13 protein-coding genes and 2 pseudogenes are annotated in these 16,768 nt (G+C 72.7%); 9 read left to right on the top strand and 6 right to left on the bottom strand.

Annotation, left to right across the window (positions count from 1 at the left end):
- The first annotated feature begins 15 nt into the window (after positions 1 to 15).
- From ribH to D6270_RS04255, 6 genes are all read left to right on the top strand, one after another.
- Positions 16 to 501, top strand: a complete 486-nt coding sequence (gene ribH / locus D6270_RS04280) for a 6,7-dimethyl-8-ribityllumazine synthase (RefSeq protein ID WP_109166663.1) — start codon at positions 16 to 18, stop codon at positions 499 to 501.
- Positions 502 to 536: 35 nt separating this feature from the next.
- Complete coding sequence (locus D6270_RS04275; protein ID WP_018490177.1) at positions 537 to 809, top strand: phosphoribosyl-ATP diphosphatase; 273 nt, start codon at positions 537 to 539, stop codon at positions 807 to 809.
- A gap of 64 nt (positions 810 to 873) precedes the next feature.
- Positions 874 to 1,722, top strand: a complete 849-nt coding sequence (hisG, locus tag D6270_RS04270; RefSeq protein WP_109166664.1) for an ATP phosphoribosyltransferase — start codon at positions 874 to 876, stop codon at positions 1,720 to 1,722.
- 65 nt (positions 1,723 to 1,787) lie between these two features.
- A complete protein-coding gene (locus D6270_RS04265; protein ID WP_109166665.1) occupies positions 1,788 to 2,249 on the top strand; it encodes a PH domain-containing protein in 462 nt (153 codons plus the stop codon).
- Positions 2,250 to 2,448: 199 nt separating this feature from the next.
- Complete coding sequence (locus D6270_RS04260) at positions 2,449 to 3,843, top strand: hemolysin family protein (RefSeq protein WP_109166666.1); 1,395 nt, start codon at positions 2,449 to 2,451, stop codon at positions 3,841 to 3,843.
- On the top strand, positions 3,840 to 4,937 hold the full coding sequence (locus D6270_RS04255) for a hemolysin family protein (RefSeq protein ID WP_109166667.1): 1,098 nt from the start codon (positions 3,840 to 3,842) through the stop codon (positions 4,935 to 4,937). The genes D6270_RS04260 and D6270_RS04255 overlap by 4 nt, the downstream gene beginning before the upstream one ends.
- A 99-nt stretch (positions 4,938 to 5,036) precedes the next feature.
- Here the strand turns inward: D6270_RS04255 and D6270_RS04250 are convergent, their stop codons facing one another.
- Both D6270_RS04250 and D6270_RS04245 read right to left on the bottom strand, forming a co-directional pair.
- The gene (locus D6270_RS04250) at positions 5,037 to 6,956 is read right to left on the bottom strand and encodes an AAA family ATPase (protein WP_109167590.1); all 1,920 of its coding nucleotides are present in this window, start codon (positions 6,954 to 6,956) and stop codon (positions 5,037 to 5,039) included.
- A 359-nt stretch (positions 6,957 to 7,315) separates the two neighbouring features.
- Positions 7,316 to 7,944: pseudogene (locus D6270_RS04245) on the bottom strand (uridine kinase).
- A gap of 185 nt (positions 7,945 to 8,129) precedes the next feature.
- Here D6270_RS04245 and D6270_RS04240 point away from each other — a divergent pair.
- A pseudogene (locus D6270_RS04240) lies at positions 8,130 to 9,493 on the top strand (peptidase C39 family protein).
- A gap of 197 nt (positions 9,494 to 9,690) precedes the next feature.
- Here D6270_RS04240 and D6270_RS04230 read toward each other — a convergent pair.
- From D6270_RS04230 to D6270_RS04220, 3 genes are all read right to left on the bottom strand, one after another.
- A complete protein-coding gene (locus D6270_RS04230; RefSeq protein ID WP_204117154.1) occupies positions 9,691 to 11,241 on the bottom strand; it encodes a PepSY-associated TM helix domain-containing protein in 1,551 nt (516 codons plus the stop codon).
- Between the two features lie 172 nt (positions 11,242 to 11,413).
- Positions 11,414 to 11,938 carry a hypothetical protein gene (locus D6270_RS04225; RefSeq protein WP_109166669.1) on the bottom strand — a complete coding sequence of 175 codons (525 nt, stop codon included), beginning with the start codon at positions 11,936 to 11,938 and terminating at the stop codon, positions 11,414 to 11,416.
- Positions 11,939 to 12,485: 547 nt separating this feature from the next.
- Positions 12,486 to 13,754, bottom strand: coding sequence for a glycoside hydrolase family 18 protein (locus tag D6270_RS04220; RefSeq protein WP_109166670.1), 1,269 nt, complete (start codon positions 13,752 to 13,754; stop codon positions 12,486 to 12,488).
- A 388-nt stretch (positions 13,755 to 14,142) separates the two neighbouring features.
- On the opposite strand from D6270_RS04220, the gene D6270_RS04215 reads away from it, so the two are divergent.
- Positions 14,143 to 15,315 carry an acyl-CoA dehydrogenase family protein gene (locus D6270_RS04215; protein WP_109166671.1) on the top strand — a complete coding sequence of 391 codons (1,173 nt, stop codon included), beginning with the start codon at positions 14,143 to 14,145 and terminating at the stop codon, positions 15,313 to 15,315.
- 366 nt (positions 15,316 to 15,681) lie between these two features.
- Here the strand turns inward: D6270_RS04215 and D6270_RS04205 are convergent, their stop codons facing one another.
- Positions 15,682 to 16,080 carry a hypothetical protein gene (locus D6270_RS04205; protein WP_109166673.1) on the bottom strand — a complete coding sequence of 133 codons (399 nt, stop codon included), beginning with the start codon at positions 16,078 to 16,080 and terminating at the stop codon, positions 15,682 to 15,684.
- 204 nt (positions 16,081 to 16,284) lie between these two features.
- Here D6270_RS04205 and D6270_RS04200 point away from each other — a divergent pair, with 204 nt between their 5' ends.
- Positions 16,285 to 16,725 (top strand): Lrp/AsnC family transcriptional regulator, encoded by a 441-nt coding sequence (locus tag D6270_RS04200; protein WP_018490165.1) that lies wholly within the window; start codon positions 16,285 to 16,287, stop codon positions 16,723 to 16,725.
- The last annotated feature ends 43 nt before the right edge of the window (positions 16,726 to 16,768 follow it).

Raw genomic sequence — 16,768 nt, 5'->3', positions numbered from 1 at the left:
AGCAACAGGAGAACCATGAGCGGCAAGGGTGCACCCGAACTGTCCGTACGCAACTGCGCCGACCTGCGGGTGGCCGTCGTCGCGGCCCAGTGGCACGAGAAGGTCATGGACGGCCTCGTCGACGGCGCCCTGCGCGCCCTGCACGAGCTGGGCATCGACGAGCCGACGCTGCTCCGCGTCCCCGGCTCCTTCGAGCTGCCCGTCGTCGCCAAGGTGCTCGCCGGCCGCGGCTACGACGCGATCGTCGCGCTCGGCGTGATCATCCGGGGCGGCACCCCCCACTTCGAGTACGTGTCCCAGGGCGTCACCGTGGGCCTCACCCAGGTCACCGTCGACACCGGCGTCCCCGTCGGCTTCGGCGTACTGACCTGCGACACCGAGGAGCAGGCCCTCGACCGGGCGGGCATCGAAGGGTCCAACGAGGACAAGGGGCACGAAGCGGTCACCGCCGCCGTCGCCACCGCGGCCACGCTGCGCACCGTCAGCGAACCCTGGCGCTGAGTGGGCCCCGGCGACCCCGTATTCTGAGGACCATCATGGCGAACAAAACCTTCGAAGAGCTCTTCGCCGAGCTCCAGCTCAAGGCCGCCGAAGGCGACCCCTCCACCTCGCGCACCGCCGAACTGGTGGACAAGGGCGTGCATGCCATCGGCAAGAAGGTCGTCGAGGAGGCCGCCGAGGTCTGGATGGCCGCCGAGTACGAGGGCAAGGAGGCCGCCGCCGAGGAGATCTCCCAGCTGCTGTACCACGTCCAGGTGATGATGGTCGCGCGCGGGATCTCCCTCGACGACGTCTACGCCCATCTCTGAGCCCGCCCCGAGCACCGCACGTCACAGCCCCTTTCCCTCCCTCCGCACAAAGGAACCTGACCTCATGCTGCGCATCGCCGTCCCCAACAAGGGTGCACTCTCCGGCTCTGCGATGGCCATGCTCCATGAGGCCGGCTACCAGCAGCGCAAGGAGTCCAAGGAACTGGTCCTGGTCGACCCTTCGAACGAGGTCGAGTTCTTCTACCTCCGCCCCCGGGACATCGCGATCTACGTCAGCTCCGGCAAGCTGGACATCGGGATCACCGGCCGGGACCTGCTCCTGGACTCGGGCGCCGACGCCGAGGAGATCCTCCAGCTCGGCTTCGCCCGCTCCACCTTCCGCTACGCCACCAAGCCCGGCACCGCGGCGGGCCCGCAGGACTTCGACGGCATGACGATCGCCACCTCGTACGAGGGCATCGTCGCCGCCCACCTCAAGGAGGCCGGGGTCAAGGCGTCGATCGTCCACCTCGACGGCGCGGTCGAGACCGCGATCGAACTTGGCGTCGCCCAGATCATCGCGGACGTCGTCGAGACCGGCACCAGCATGCGCAACGCCGGACTCGAGGTGATCGGCGACCCGATCATGACCTCCGAGGCCGTCGTCATCCGCCGCGACGGCGCCCCCACCGACGACCCCAAGGTGCAGCAGTTCCTCCGCCGCCTCCAGGGCGTCCTGGTCGCCCGGTCCTACGTGATGATGGACTACGACTGCCGCGTGGAGCACCTGGAGCGCGCCGTCGCCCTCACCCCGGGCCTGGAGTCGCCGACCATCTCCCCGCTGCACCACGAGGGCTGGGTCGCCGTCCGCTCCATGGTCGCCGCCAAGGAGGCCCAGCGGATCATGGACGACCTGTACGAGCTCGGCGCCCGCGCCATCCTCACCACGGCCATCCACGCCTGCCGCCTCTGAGCGCCCGGGGGCGCCCCGCCCAGGGCGCCCTCAGGCCACCGCACACCCCCGCGAGAGAAGACCCGATGTCCGCGCCCCGGCCCGAACTCCCCACCCTCCCGGTCACCTTCCGGCCCACCCTCACCCGGGTGGTCCTGCTGAGCGTGGGCCTGGCGATGTTCCTCGTCATCACGGTCATCGCCCTGATGCTGGAACGGCTCAACCCGGGGGAGCGGATCACCTTCATCTTCGTCGCCGCGCTCTTCCTCGGCGTCCTGGCCCTGCTCAGCAGGCCCAGGGTCACCGCCGACGACACCGGGGTCACCGTCGTCAACATCACCCGGACCCGCAGGCTCGCCTGGGAGGAGATCCTCCGCGTCAACCTGCGCTCCGGCGACCCCTGGGTCTTCCTCGACCTCAGCGACGGCACCAGCATGCCCGCCCTCGGCATCCAGCCCGGTATCGCGAAGGAGCAGGCCATCCGCGACGCCCGCGCCCTGCGCGCCCTTGCCGAGTCCCGGTCGGCCGTCGGCGACGACACCCCCTGACCGGCGGAGCACCCGCGCCGCGCGCGGCCGGGTTGTCTACTCTGGTGGGCGGCGGCGCTCCGTGCGCCCCGCCCCGCCCGATCCACGGCCCCACCCGGGCCCGCGGGGCCTTCCTGCGACCCAAGGAGTGACTCCCTCCAGCAATGGACGGATCGTCCGGTAGTACCTGCGCCGCCCCTTCCCCGGAGGCGGCGGCCTCATGACCACCCCCCTGCTGCTCCTCGCGGCGGCCTTCCTCCTCATCCTCGCCAACGGATTCTTCGTGGCAGCCGAGTTCGGGCTCGTCACCGTGGACCGGCCCGACGCCGAACGCGCGGCCGCCGAGGGCGATCGACGGGCTCGCACCGTCGTCGACGCCCTGCGCGAACTCTCCTTCCAGCTTTCCGGCACCCAGCTCGGCATCACCATCACCTCGCTGGTCGTCGGCATGCTCGCCGAACCGGCCCTCGCCCAACTGCTCGCCGGACCCCTCACCGCCACCGGACTGCCCGCGGGCGCGGTCCCCGGTGTCGGCGTCGTCATCGGGATGCTGCTGGCCTCCGCCGTCCAGATGGTCGTCGGCGAACTCGTCCCCAAGAACTGGGCGGTCTCCCGGCCACTCCAGGTGGCCCGCTTCGTCGCCGGGCCGCAGGCGCGCTTCGCCACCCTGCTGCGGCCCGTCATCACCGCGCTCAACACCCTGGCCAACCGGCTGGTGCGGCTCTTCGGGGTGGAGCCCACCGACGAGCTGGCCTCCGCCCGCACCCCGGGCGAACTGGTCTCCCTGGCCCGCCACTCCGCCGAGGCCGGCACCCTGGAACAGGACACCGCCGACCTCTTCGTACGGACGCTCTCGCTGGCCGGGCTCACCGCCCAGCACGTGATGACCCCCCGGGTGAAGGTCAGTGCCCTGCACTCCTCAGCGACCGCCGAGGACGTCCTCAACCTCACCCGCGCCACCGGCCTCTCCCGCTTCCCGGTCTACCGGGACCGCATCGACGAGGTCGTCGGCATGGTCCACCTCAAGGACGCGCTCGCCGTCCCCGCCCACGAGCGGCTGCGCACCCCGGCCGGCCGGATCGCCGTCGCCCCGCTCCTGGTGCCCGGGACCCTGCCGGTGGAGCGGCTGCTGCGGCGGCTGCGCCACGAGCAGCCGATAGCCGTGGTGGTCGACGAGTACGGCGGCACCGCCGGGGTCGTCACCCTGGAGGACATCATCGAGGAGCTGGTCGGCGAGGTCCGCGACGAGCACGACGCCGAGGGCTCCGACCGCCCCGACCTCACCTCCGCCACCGGCGAGGACGGCCGCCCGGTCTGGGACGCCGAGGGCAGCTGCGGGGTCCACACCCTGCGCCGGGCGGGCCTGGAGCTGCCGGAGGGGCCGTACGAGACCGTCGCCGGGCTCGTCGCCGACCTGCTCGGCCGCATCCCCGCCCCCGGCGACCTGGCCGAACTCCCCGGCTGGCGGATCACCGTCCGCCAGGTCGGCCACAACCGCGCGGAGAGGGTCCGCTTCACCCAGCTCCCCGGCCCGCAGCCGCGGCAGCCCGCCCCGGTCCCGCCGGAGTCCGTCACCGTCCCGCCGGAGCCCGCCCTGCTGGAGGCCGTGCGATGAGCCTGCTCCAACTCCTCTTCGCCGCCCTCCTCGTGCTGGCGAACGGCTTCTTCGTCGGCGCCGAGTTCGCCCTCGTCTCCGTCCGCCGCAGCCAGATCGAACCGCTGGCCGCCCAGGGATCCGGCCGGGCCCGCACGGTCCTGTACGGGCTGGAGAACCTGCCGCGCATGATGGCCGCCGCCCAGTTCGGCATCACCGTCTGCTCCCTCACCCTCGGAGCCGTCGCCGAACCGACCGTGGCCCGTCTCCTGGAGCCGGTCTTCCACGCCGCGCACCTGCCCGAAGGGCTCATCCACCCGCTCGGCTTCGCACTGGCGCTCGCGCTCGTCGTCGTCCTGCACCTGGTCATCGGCGAGATGGTCCCGAAGAACCTCGCGATGGCCGCCCCCGAGCGCACCGCGCTCCGGCTCAGCCCCGGCCTGGTCGCCTTCGCCCGGCTCTGCCGGCCGGTCACCACCGCGCTGGGCGCCTGCGCCGGCCTGGTGCTGCGGCTCTTCGGCGTCGAACCGAAGGACGAGGTGGAGGCCGTCTTCACCAGCGAGCAGCTCAACCGCCTGGTCGGGGACTCGGGCCAGGCCGGGCTGCTCGGCCCGGACGCCCAGGAGCGCCTGGAGGACGCCCTGGTCCTGGGCAGCCGTCCGGTCACCGATGTCCTGCTGGAGCGGGGCGGCCTGGTGACCGTGGACCCGTCGGTGACCCCGCGCCTGGTGGAGGAGCTGACGGTACGGACCGGCTTCTCCCGCTTCCCGGTCTGCGCGGAGGGCGGGGGAGGCCCGTTCATGGGCTACCTGCACGTCAAGGACGTCCTGGAGCTGGAGGACGCCGACCGCGCGGTCCCGCAGCAGCTCTGGCGCCCGATGACGACCGTGCGGGCCGAACTCCCCCTCGACGACGCCCTGACGGTGATGCGCCGCGCCGCCACCCACCTGGCCCAGGTCGCGGACGGCTCGGGCCGCGTCCTCGGCCTGGTGGCGATGGAGGACGTCCTGGAGACGCTGGTGGGTGAGGTCCGCGACCCGGCGCACCGGGTGGTGCCGGTGCCCCTGCGCACGGTGGACGCGGCGGGGGCGGAGGACCGGGCCCTGGCCTCGTGAGGGGTACGGGGCCGGGCGGGGCGGATGCGAGGCGTACGGGGTCGGACGTGCCCGGGAATCTCCGGCCGGCCCGACCCCGTACCGCCCGGTCCTGAGGTCTCACACCCCGCCCGGCTCCTGCTTCCCCCGGCCCACCGGACCGCGCCCGGACAGGACTTCGCCGTACGCCTGCATCAGATCCGGCAGCCGTAGCGTCGACAGGTCCTCCCGGCTCAGCGTCCCGGTGTATCCGGAGAGCCGCAGATCGCGGTAGGCGCAGCTCTTCTCGTACAGCGTGCGCAGGAAGCGGCCGTTGCCCAGCTCGTCGATCCAGCCCTGATCCACCACATGGCCGCTGATGGAGCGCAGCTCGTCGACCGCCTCCTCGTCCCACACGTCGTCGTTCTCGGCGGCCAGCACGGCGCCGATCGCGGTGAGTTCGAGCGGGCGGTAGCTGGGGAAGTCGACCCGGCTGGTGAAGCGGGAGGAGAGCCCCGGGTTGGTGGCGAGGAGGCGGTCCATGCCTTCCGGGTACCCCGCGAGGATGACGACGAGGTGGTCCCGGTTGTCCTCGGCCCGCTTCAGGAGGACCTGGAGGGCTTCGTCGCCGTACGCATCGCCCTTGCTGTAACCGGAGTTGGCCAGGCTGTACGCCTCGTCGACGAAGAGCACCCCGCCGAGCGCCGAGTCGATCAGCTCATTGGCCTTCACCGCGGTCTGCCCCAGGAACTCGCCCACCAGATCGGCCCGTTGGGCCTCGATCAGATGGTCGCCGCCCAGCAGCCCCAGCGCGTAGAAGATCCGGCCGAGGATGCGGGCGACCGTGGTCTTGCCGGTGCCGGAGGGGCCGGAGAAGACGAAGTGGCGCTTCGGCGGCTGGACCGGGAGCCCCTGATCGGCCCGCAGCCTGGCCATGTTGAGCTGCGCGGAGAGCGCCTTCACCTGCCGCTTCACCGGTTCCAGGCCGACCATGCGCTCCAGCTGGGCCAGCGCCTCGGCCAGCAGGACCGGGTCGCTCGGTCCGGCCGGGAAGGGCGGCGGCTTGCGGGTCTTCGTACGGCGGGCACCCACGACCGGCGCGGCCGGGGAGAGCACCGGGTCCTCGCCGTCGCCGAGCAGCCCTGCGTCACCGATGGACCACGGTTCACGGCCATCCACCAGATCCGTGCCCAGCGCCGCGTCGCCGTCCGCGAGGGCCTCCGCCCCCGCACCTCCCGCGCCCCCCGCACCGAAGCCGGTCAGCATCACGGCGGCCAGGTCGGCGGACTCGTCGTACCCGTCGCCCTCCACGAGCGCCGCGAGGCGGGCCGAGGTGTCCATGAACGCCGGGTCGACCCGGTGCACCGCCCGGTACAGCGGCAGCGCCGCGGCACTGCGCCCGGTGCCCTCATGGGCCCGCGCCAGCCAGTAACGCAGCTCCTTGCGCTGCGGCTGCTCGCTGCGACAGCGCATCAGGGCGGCCGCGAGGAGCGGTTCGGCCTGCCCGTACATCTCCAGCCGGACCCGGGCCATGCCCCCGAAGAGCCCTGCCTCTATGCCCAGCATCGGATCGTCGACGAGCTGCTCGGTGTACCGCACCAGCTGCTCCCAGTCCTTGACCAGGTACGAGCGGCAGGCGTGCAGGAACCGCACCTGCGGGTCGGCGTCCACGGGCGGCAGTCCCGCCAACGCCCGGTCCAGCTCCGGCACATGGCGCCCGTCCAGCCAGTGCGAGGCGTGGGCGAGCAGCAGATCGCGCGGGCTCTCCAGCAGCGGCTGCACCCACCAGCCCAGCCAGTACCAGGAGTTCAGGGGCCGACGGTGCCGGGCCCGCTGTTCGCCGAAGCGGTCACGGTGCCGGTACATACGTAAGAGCGCGGTGGCGGTGTCGATGCGCAGCGCATGGAGGCCGAGCCAGCCGTCCGCCATGCCGGGATCGATCCGTACCGCAGCTCTGAACTCCTCCTCGGCCTGCGGATAGGCGCCCATGGTGTAGGCGTCCATGCCACGCAGCCAGGCGAGGTCGGCGGGGGCCTGTGCGCCCTGTGTGCCGATGTCCATCAGGTCCCCCACACAAAACCGTTCCCCCAGGATGTCCCGCCCGCACAGCATGCCCACCTGAGCGTGCCGAATCACTGCGCGGAGGAGGGGAATTGACCGCACCGGGGTGCATCGTACCTGCGCACAGGGGAGGGGGCCGGTCAACGGCGGATCATGCGGGCGGTGACCGAGGGTGAAAGGATCGCTCTGCGTGGTCGCCGGACGGCGGTGCGCGCACAGGACGAAGCCCCCGATCACGGGGGAACAACCGGGGGCTTCGCGTCTGCGGGGGCTCCGAAAAGCCGCACATTGAGAACGTAAGACCAGTACGGCCCCTCGGTCAAGCCGAGTTGAGGCACTTCTGAGCTAATTCCGACCGCTCAGTACGGAGGGGTGCGCTGCCTACCGTCCGTGACGAAACGGTTCGCTCCCGCTGTCACCCCGGACCCCTCCAGCCACGCGTATCCCTCGGGCAACTGGCCTACCAGCACACCGGCGTACGGGCGTGAAGGGTCCTCGGCGAAGTGCGCCTTCTCGGCGGCGGTCCACCCGTCCCAGAACTCCGTGAGCCCCGCGCCGTCCCGCGCTCTCCCGCGCCCCCAGGAGGTCTCCCGCTCCAGCTCCATCCAGCAGAGCGCCGCCAGCCACGGCCGCACCTCCCGGCGGCCCGCCCCGACGCCCTCGACCACCACCACCGGGGCAGGCTCCAGCGTCCGCGCCGGGCCGAAGCGCCGCTCGGTCCAGTCGTACGGCGCGAACCGGGCGGCCTCGCCGCGCGACAGCGGCAGGAGCACCTGGTCCCGCAGCCGCCCCACCCAGCCGAACAGCTCCTCGTGGGTGGCGAGATCGTCCAGATGGAGCACCGGCGCACCGCCCAGCGCCTCCGCCAGCCGGGCGGCGAAGGTGCTCTTGCCCGACCCCGCGTGCCCGTCCACCGCGACGAGCCGGACCGGCCCGCAGGAGGGGGCAGCGAGCGCAGGGCGTCGGCGTGGCGGGCCAGGTCGTTCATGGCCCCAGAGTACGGCCGGGGGCCGATGAGCCCGGCCCGCCGCAGGTCACGCCAGTGGTCCAGACCCATATTGGTGGCGCGGCGCAGGCCGAATCACTGGCCCGACCGAGCCGCGGGACGGGATAGTTGGGCCCACCGATCGGCATCCGCAGCCCCACTCCCACCCATGACCGGGGGTCTCGCCCATGACCAGTCCGACCTCACGCAGGACCGTCCTGACCGCCGCACTCGCCACAGCGGCAGCCGCCGGCACCGCCGGATCGGCCGGACCCGCGGCGGCCGCATCCGCACCGTCGCCCTCCGCACCCCAGGCAGCCGCATCCCTCGTGGACAACCACTTCTGGCACACGTACACCGACTGGCGCTGGGGCTCCGGTGACGGCACCCGGGTCCTCGCGGGCACCCGCCCCGGCCTGGCCATCGCCACCCCCGCCGGCCGCACCGACTACACCGACCCCCACACGGGGAGAACGGCCGCCTGGGAGTACGCCGCCTGGACCTCCCCGCTCCACCGCTCCGCCGTCCCCGCCACCGAGCTGATCACCTCCTGGAACGCCCGTACCCCCGCGGGCACCTGGATCGCGGTCGAACTGAGCGCCGCCTACACCGACGGCACGGCGACCCCCTGGTTCGTGATGGGCCGCTGGGCCTCGGGCGACGGCGACATCCGCCGCACGTCGGTGGACGACCAGGGGGACCCGTACAGCTCGGTCTGGACCGACACCCTCTCGGTGGACGACGCGGCCGGCGGCGTACGGTTCGTCTCGTACCGCCTCCGCCTCACCCTGTACCGAACCCCCGGCAGCCGCCTCACCCCACGGTCTGGCGCGTCGGCGCGATGGCCTCCGACATCCCCGACCGCTTCACCGTCCCGGCGACCACCCCGGCCCACGCCCGCGAACTGCGCGTCCCGCGCTACTCGCAGAACGTCCACATCGGCCAGTACCCCGAGTACGACAACGGCGGCGAGGCCTGGTGCAGCCCGACCTCCTCGCAGATGATCATCGAGTACTGGGGCCGCAAGCCCACCGCCGAGGAGCTCGCCTGGGTCCGGCCGGGCCTGCCCGACCCCCAGGTCTGCCACGCCGCCCGGTACACGTACGACTACCAGTACGGCGGCTGCGGCAACTGGCCCTTCAACGCCGCCTACGCCGCCACCTACCGCGACCTGAACGCGGTCGTCACCCGCCTCGGCTCGCTCACCGACCTGGAGCGGCTGGTCCACGCCGGAATCCCCGTCATCACCTCGCAGTCCTTCCTCCAGGAGGAGCTGCCCGGGGCGGGCTACGGGACGGCGGGCCACCTGATGGCGGTGGTCGGCTTCACCCGTGAGGGCGATGTGATCGCCAACGACCCCGCGTCCCCGGACAACGAGGCGGTACGCCGCGTCTACCGGCGGCGCGACTGGGAGAACATCTGGCTGCGCACGAAGCGGTACGACGCGAGCGGCCGGGTCAGGAGCGGCACGGGCGGGGTCTGTTACGTCTACTGGCCGTCGGGGCCGACACCCGGTCAGCGCCGTGTGCTGCGCTCGCTCGGCCTGCTGTGACTCCGTCAGGAACGAGGACGACGAGGAGTCGTACGCGATCGTCCGGCGGCCCATGGACACCACCCGCGCCCTGAGCAGCCACCTGGTCCTGTCCCACGTGGTCGCGCACCCGGCGGGACCCCGGCCGCAGCCGTAAGCGAGGCCACGGTGAGGCGCCCGGCCGGGTGGTCCCGGCCCGGGCGCCTCGTACCGGACACTCAGGCGGCACGCCGTCGGCGGGCCGCCCCCATCACCGCGTCGACCACCAGGAACCCGGCCAGCGTCACCCCCAGGACCGGCAGCGCCCAGCCCAGGGCGATGACCGCCGGGATGCCCAGGACCAGGACCGGCAGCGGGAGCCGCCGCCACGCCCCGCGCTCCGGGGCCCTGCCGGCGAGGGCCTGGCGGTCGTCGCGGGTGGGGCGCCGCTGCCACCACATGCGGTAGCCCCAGACGATCACCGCCGTCAGGCCGAGGGCGAGGAGCGCCAGCACGATCTGGTTGACGACCCCGAACAGCACGCCCATGTGCCCCTGCACGCCGAGCTTGCTCAGTTTGGACAGGGCGGGGTGGTCGGCCCAGTAGGTGCGCGCGGTGATCTCGCCGCTGGTCGTGTCCACGGCCACCCGGTCGTAGTGCACCGGCCAGACGTTGTCGTTCTGCGCCACGGTCCAGGCGCTCGCCGCGTCCGCCGCGGGCGTGACCACCACCGTGCCGCCGAGGCCCGCTTCCCGTGCCGCCGTGAGGGCCGCGTCGAAGCCGGCCGGATCGGGGTCGGCCGTCGCTCCGCCGGAGCCGCCGTGCTCCGCGTGTTCCGCGTGGTCCCCGGCCGGAGCCTCCTTGCCCGGGAGCGCCGTGTCGAGGGCCGGGGCGTTGCCGTTCGCCGCGTCCAGGAGCCGCCCGAACCGCTCACCCGCGTGGTTCGACCAGGTGAGCCCGGTGGCGCTGAGGAACAGCAGCCCCAGCGCCAGCCACACCCCGGTCGCCGCGTGCCGGCCGCGCGTCCGGCGCACCCCTCGGGCCTTGCGGTCCGGCAGCAGGACACCCCGGGCCGACTTCGCACGCTGTCCCCGGCTGCGCCCGAGCCACAGGACGAGGCCGCCCAGGACTGTCACCCCCAGCCAGCTCGCGGCGACCTCGGAGTACAGGCGGCCCGTCTCGCCGAGGTTGAGGTTGCGGTGGAGGTCGTCCAGCCAGGTCGTGAGCGGCGTAGACCCGAACCAGGTCGTCAGCTCCCCCCGTACCTCGGCGGTGTACGGGTCGACGAACACCGTCCGCTGCTTCTCGCCCAGCTCCGGCACCGCGAGCACCACCCGGGTGGTGTCCTCGGGGCCCGGCGGGGTGACCACCGACGCCACGGTGCCCCCGGGATGTGCCGCCCGCGCGGCGGCGATCTGCTCGGCCAGCGGACGGGGCGCCTCCCCGACCGTCCCGACCCGCAGTTGATCGCCGTACATGAGCTGGTCGAGTTGGGGCGTGAAGGTGTACGCCAGCCCGGTCAGCGCGGCCACCAGCAGGAAGGGGGCGACGAGCACACCGGCGTAGAAGTGGAGCCGGACCAGGAGGTGGCGTACGGCCTCCCAGGATGGGGCCGGACGGGGCGGGTCGGTGCCGGGTGGCGTGAGCGTGTCCGGTCCCGCGGAGCCGTCCGGCCCGTCGGAACCGGGTTTCGTGACGCCGTCCGGTCTGTCGGCATCCGGCTCGCCCGGCGCGGCGACGCCGGCCGGATCGTGGTCGTTCTGCGGTATTTCTTCGGTTCTGTGAGACATGGATGCTCCTCGGAGGGCAGGCCGCAAGGAGACTCCGTGGACCTGCCGGTGGGGGACCGGGTCCTGCCCGGGCGGTGGGAGGCGCTTGCCGCCGCGACCCGATGGCTCCCGCTCGCACGCCTGATGGCGCCGGGTCACTTCCGGCGCTCGCGGCTGCTGGGTGGGGAGACCGTCAGGCCACAGCCGCCGAGGGCGGCCCACGGCGGTGGCAGGACCGGGCGAGGAGCGCCCCGAACCTGATCCGCACGACCACCGGCGGCGCCGGGCGCGACCGGGGGAGGCAGGGGAGCGAAGGGGCGGACCGGAGGGCGATACGGGGGACGACCAGGGCCGCGAGGCGCCGCAGCACCCGCTCCCCGTGGATCACGCAGAGGGCCGTTCCGAGGGTGGCCGCCGCATGGGCCAGGGTCATCCCGGCGTCCATGCCGTGTCCGCCGCCGTGGCCGCCGGAGTGCCCGGCCATGGAGTGCTCGCGTCCGGCCGCCATCACGGAGTGCTGGGCGCCGCCGGACGCCGACGGGAGGAAGTGGAAGGCGCCGTGCAGGGCGAGCTGTGTCCCGCCCAGCACCAGCGTCACGACGTCGAAGCGGCGACGCGGGCCGCCGAGGAGCAGAGCCCCTTGCACGCTGAGCGCGAGGAACAGAAGTGCGAGCACTCCCGGGCCGGGCAGGTGCCCGCCCGCCGCGACATGGCTCACGGCACCGAGAGACAGGCAGGCGGAGCCGCAGAGCAGGCCCCTGGCCGCTCGCGTCGGCCGGCCGCCCCGTGCACGCATGGAGACAAGGCAGCCAGCCTCTTCGCGTGCTCCGGCCCGGGGTTCTCCGTCACGGTCTCTTCCCATGGGGCAGTAGTCGGCCAGGTGGCCGAAAAAGTTCCCATACCTTCGGGCAGAAGTTCTCCCGGACGTACCGGCGAACGCTGCCGCCGTACGGAGACCGCGTGGACCCCGAGCTGATGCGGCCGCCCTTGGCTCGGACGGCGGTGCGGCGGCGGGACAGCCGGGTTCATCGAAGCCCCCGGCGGCAGCCTCGCCGGGCCGCCAGACCCCACTCCGCCGCCTGCGGCTCATGGCTCCGCACACCAGGGGCCGGTCCGGCCGTGCCGTGCGGAGGCCGCCGGAAGCTGGTCAATCACTTCCCGGCCCTGGCAACGCCACCTTCATGTGCGGAAGTTCGGCGGCTACGTCGAAGGGGTGGGGTGCCCGCTCGGCACCCCACCCCCTGCTCCGCGTGTCCCGCGAGCGGCTAGTCGATCGCCTTGATCAGTTCGCCGTTCGTGGTGTCACCGCTCAGCTCCCAGAAGAAGGTGCCTCCCAGGCCCTGGTCGTTCTTGTAGTCCATCTTGGTGCCGATGGTCTCCGGGGTGTCGTAGCTCCACCAGTCGTTGCCGCAGTGGGCGTACGCCGTACCGGCCACCGTGCCCGAGACGGGGCAGCTGCCCTTGAGGACCTTGTAGTCCTCGATGCCCGGCTCGTACGTCCCCGCCGCCGCACCGGTCGCGCTGCCGCCCGGCTCGGTCTGGGTGACGCCGGTCCAGCCGCGGCCGTAGAAGCCGATGCCGAGCAGCAGCTTCTCCGACGGGATGCCGAGCGACTTCAGCTTGGAGATCGCGGCGTCGGAGTTGAAGCCCTCCGTCGGGATGCCCGGGTAGGAGGTCAGCGGGGAGTGCGGGGCCGTCGGGCCCTGCGCCGCGAACGCGCCGAAGAAGTCGTACGTCATCGGCAGGTACCAGTCGAGGTGCTTCGCCGCCCCGGCGTAGTCCACCGCGTCGATCTTGCCGCCGTCGGAGCCGTCCGCGGTGATCGCCGAGGTGATCAGGTTGTCGTTCCCGAAGGCCTTGCGCAGCTCGCCCAGCAGCTCGCCGTAGGCGTCCCGGCCACTGGTGTCACAGGTCAGGCCGCAGGCGTTGGGGTACTCCCAGTCGATGTCGATGCCGTCGAAGACATCGGCCCACCGCGGGTCCTCCACCAGGTCGTAGCAGGACTTCGCGAACGCGGCCGGGTTCTGCGCGGCCTCACCGAACCCGCCCGACCAGCTCCAGCCGCCGAACGACCAGAGGACCTTGATGTCCGGGTGGAGCTCCTTGAGCTTGCGCAACTGGTTGAAGTTGCCGCGCAGTTCCTGGTCCCAGGTGTCGGCGACCCCGTCTACCGACTCCTCGGCGGTGTAGGCCTTCTCGTAGTCGGCGTAGGAGTCGCCGATCTGGCACTTGCCGCCGGTCACGTTGCCGAAGGCGTAGTTGATGTGGGTGAGCTTGTCCGCCGAACCTGACGTCACGATGTTCTTGACGTGGTAATTGCGGTCGTACGTGCCCCAGTTGGTGAAGTATCCGATCACCTTGTCGCCGGCCGCCGTGGGGGCGGCCTCGGCGGCGGCCGTGGCCGGCTGGGCGGTGGGGACCGCGCCTGCCGGGGACGTACCTGCGACGCCGAGCAGGGTGGCGCCGAGCGCCGCCGTGCAGGCGGCCGCGGCGAGCGCCCGGAGCCGGGCGCGGGGACGGTGCAGCTTGAGCATCGTGGCTCCTCGTGGGGGAGGGCTGGTGCGTGGGGGGTGCTGGCCGAACTCCGGGCCGTACGCGCCCGGTTTGGCATGAACGCGGTGAGGCGTTCGCCTGGAACCGTAGAAGGACTAGACCAGTCGGGTCAATGGTTCGGACCAATCCGCTGATCATCGGAAACGCCCCCGACCCCTCTGACCAGCCCGTCACCCCGTGACGTAGGGCATCCGATCGGGCATACTCAACCCGCCACAGCCGGTGCCCCGCGCCCCCCGAGACCCGGGAGGGCAGGATCGGCTGGGCAGTCTGTCTTTCCCGGCCCGACTCCGGGAGATCACCCGGCGGCGCCTCTCACACCCCGAGCGCGTGACCGCCGCAACGCCCGACAGGGAGGAGAGCGCCGTCATGTCCGACCGTGCCCCGCAGCCGGTGGAACGCCGTCTGCCCACCGAGGAGTCCCGGCAGCTCGTCGCGCTCGTCCGCGACATCGCGTCCAAGGAGATCGCTCCCCGGGCGGCCGATGAGGAGGACGCGGGCCACTTCCCACGTGAGGTCTTCACCCTCCTCTCGGAATCCGGCCTCCTCGGACTTCCCTACGACTCCGCCCACGGCGGCGGCGACCAGCCCTACGAGGTCTACCTCCAGGTCCTGGAGGAGCTGGCCGCGGCCCGCCTCACCGTCGGCCTCGGCGTCAGCGTCCACTCCCTGGCCTGCCACGCCCTCGCCGGATACGGCACCGCCGAGCAGCAGGCCGCGCACCTCCCCGCGATGCTCTCCGGCGGTCTGCTGGGCGCCTACTGCCTCTCCGAGCCGGCCTCCGGCTCCGACGCCGCGTCCCTGCGCACCAAGGCCGTACGCGACGGCGACGACTGGGTCATCACCGGCACCAAGGCGTGGATCACCCACGGCGGCGTCGCCGACTTCTACACCGTGCTCGCCCGCACCGGTGTGGACGGCCCCCGGGGCATCACGGCCTTCCTCGTCCCCGGTGACGCCGAGGGCCTGAACGCCGCGCTCCCCGAGAAGAAGATGGGGATGAAGGGCTCGCCCACGGCCCAGCTCAACTTCGACGGCGTACGGGTCGGCGACGACCGCCGCGTCGGCGAGGAGGGCCAGGGCTTCGCCATCGCCCTGTCCGCGCTGGACTCCGGGCGCCTGGGCATCGCCGCCTGCGCCGTCGGGGTCGCCCAGGCGGCCCTGGACGAGGCCGTGCGGTACGCCACCGACCGGCGACAGTTCGGCCGACCCATCGCGGACTTCCAGGGGCTGCGGTTCATGCTCGCCGACATGGCCACCCAGATCGAGGCCGGCCGGGCGCTCTACCTGGAGGCGGCGCGGCTGCGCGACGCGGGGGAGCCCTTCTCCCGGCAGGCGGCCATGGCCAAGCTGTTCTGCACGGACGCGGCCATGCGGGTGACCACCGACGCCGTCCAGGTGCTCGGCGGCTACGGCTACACGCTGGACTTCCCCGTCGAGCGACTCATGCGCGAGGCCAAGGTGCTCCAGATCGTGGAAGGCACCAATCAGATCCAGCGCATGGTCATCGCGCGCCACCTCGCGGGTCCGGAGACCCGCTGACCCGCAGGGGGGTGTCCGACCAGACGGGCAGGGCCGCGGCCCGGTTCCACTCCGGGTCGCGGCGGCCCGGCACGGTCCGGCCGCTGCTCTGCCAGTGCCGCAGCAGCGCGCTGTAGATGGGCGGATCGGCGGGCGAGGCCATCGGGGAGTTCCCGGCCGGCCGGGGCAGCGGCTGCGGAACCGATTCTTCGGGGGCCGGGGGAGCGAGCCGGCGGCGCCCCGAGCCGACTGGTGAGTGCAGCGTCGTCATACGGGGTGAACGCGCCGGGGCGGGCGCGGGTCACTGCCGTCGCGAACCGAGTGCCAGTTCGGCGGGTGCCCTGGAGCCACCCGCCCGGGGCGTCCTCCAGGGCCGGCGGCAGCGGCTCAGGCGGCCTCTCGCCGCAGCCGGTCCACCCGCAGCGGGCGGGAGCCCGGACCACCGGCGTGGGAGAAGGGCTGCATCCGCCAGTCGAGTCCCTGGGGGAGCGTCAGCAGCAGCGCGGCCTCCTGCTCCTGGGGGTCCAGCGTCTCGTCGGCGGGCCGGGCGTCCGCCGCGACGCGGCCGGTACCGGAGCAGACGGTGAGCACGAACGGGTTCCACGGGGTGGGGCACCGGGCGTGCTCCGGCAGCACGTCCTCGTCGGCCAGCAGCGCGATCGGCTGGGCGCAGTCCGGGCAGACCACCCGGAACATCTCGAACATGTCGTACACGTCGGCGCCTTCGTCCTGGTCGGGATCGACAGGCTCCGGTTCGGTACGTCCGGTGAGCTTGATGCTCTGCATGGGATCTTCCCCCCTCGGGTGGGCCGGCACAGCGCCACGGCCTCGACCACAGCAAGCACTTCCCTCCGTGTGCGGCCGATAACCGCGAGGGGGCCTGCTACCGACCCGTAGGTCTGTGGTCTTCGTCACACGCCCCCCGCAGGTGCCGTTCCGAGACCCCGCGCGACTGTGCCGACAGGCACCTGGGGCCATAGGTTGATCCGCATGGAGGAGCTGGACCGTCAGATTGTGGAGTTGCTCGTCAAGGACGGGCGGATGAGCTACACCGACCTGGGCAAGGCCACCGGCCTGTCCACCTCGGCCGTTCATCAGCGCGTTCGCCGGCTGGAGCAGCGCGGGGTGATCCGCGGCTATGCCGCGGTGGTCGACCCCGAGGCCGTCGGGCTGCCCCTCACCGCGTTCATCTCGGTGAAGCCGTTCGACCCCAGCGCGCCCGACGACATCGCGGAGCGGCTCGCCGGGGTGCCCGAGCTGGAGGCCTGCCACAGCGTGGCCGGGGACGAGAACTACATCCTCAAGGTGCGCGTGGCGACCCCGCTGGAGCTGGAGCACCTGCTCACCCGGATCCGCTCGCTGGCCGGCGTCTCGACGCGTACGACCGTCGTCCTGTCCACCCCGTACGAGGCGCGGCCCCCGCGCGTCTGAGGGGGGCCACGCGCCTGCCGGGACCCGGCAGGCGCGAGACTGG

Origin of the sequence: Streptomyces griseus subsp. griseus (genome assembly GCF_003610995.1) — a bacterium.
Taxonomy (GTDB): Bacteria; Actinomycetota; Actinomycetes; order Streptomycetales; family Streptomycetaceae; genus Streptomyces.
This window is presented reverse-complemented; position numbering and strand designations above follow the sequence as displayed.

What these genes read in the sequence shown, in the direction of transcription:
- ribH (WP_109166663.1), top strand. Translation starts at nt 16, where the DNA reads ATGAGCGGCAAGGGTGCACCCGAACTGTCCGTACGCAACTGCGCCGAC.
- D6270_RS04275 (WP_018490177.1), top strand. Translation starts at nt 537, where the DNA reads ATGGCGAACAAAACCTTCGAAGAGCTCTTCGCCGAGCTCCAGCTCAAG.
- hisG (WP_109166664.1), top strand. Translation starts at nt 874, where the DNA reads ATGCTGCGCATCGCCGTCCCCAACAAGGGTGCACTCTCCGGCTCTGCG.
- D6270_RS04265 (WP_109166665.1), top strand. Translation starts at nt 1,788, where the DNA reads ATGTCCGCGCCCCGGCCCGAACTCCCCACCCTCCCGGTCACCTTCCGG.
- D6270_RS04260 (WP_109166666.1), top strand. Translation starts at nt 2,449, where the DNA reads ATGACCACCCCCCTGCTGCTCCTCGCGGCGGCCTTCCTCCTCATCCTC.
- D6270_RS04255 (WP_109166667.1), top strand. Translation starts at nt 3,840, where the DNA reads ATGAGCCTGCTCCAACTCCTCTTCGCCGCCCTCCTCGTGCTGGCGAAC.
- D6270_RS04250 (WP_109167590.1), bottom strand. Translation starts at nt 6,956, where the DNA reads ATGGACATCGGCACACAGGGCGCACAGGCCCCCGCCGACCTCGCCTGG.
- D6270_RS04230 (WP_204117154.1), bottom strand. Translation starts at nt 11,241, where the DNA reads ATGTCTCACAGAACCGAAGAAATACCGCAGAACGACCACGATCCGGCC.
- D6270_RS04220 (WP_109166670.1), bottom strand. Translation starts at nt 13,754, where the DNA reads ATGCTCAAGCTGCACCGTCCCCGCGCCCGGCTCCGGGCGCTCGCCGCG.
- D6270_RS04215 (WP_109166671.1), top strand. Translation starts at nt 14,143, where the DNA reads ATGTCCGACCGTGCCCCGCAGCCGGTGGAACGCCGTCTGCCCACCGAG.
- D6270_RS04205 (WP_109166673.1), bottom strand. Translation starts at nt 16,080, where the DNA reads ATGCAGAGCATCAAGCTCACCGGACGTACCGAACCGGAGCCTGTCGAT.
- D6270_RS04200 (WP_018490165.1), top strand. Translation starts at nt 16,285, where the DNA reads ATGGAGGAGCTGGACCGTCAGATTGTGGAGTTGCTCGTCAAGGACGGG.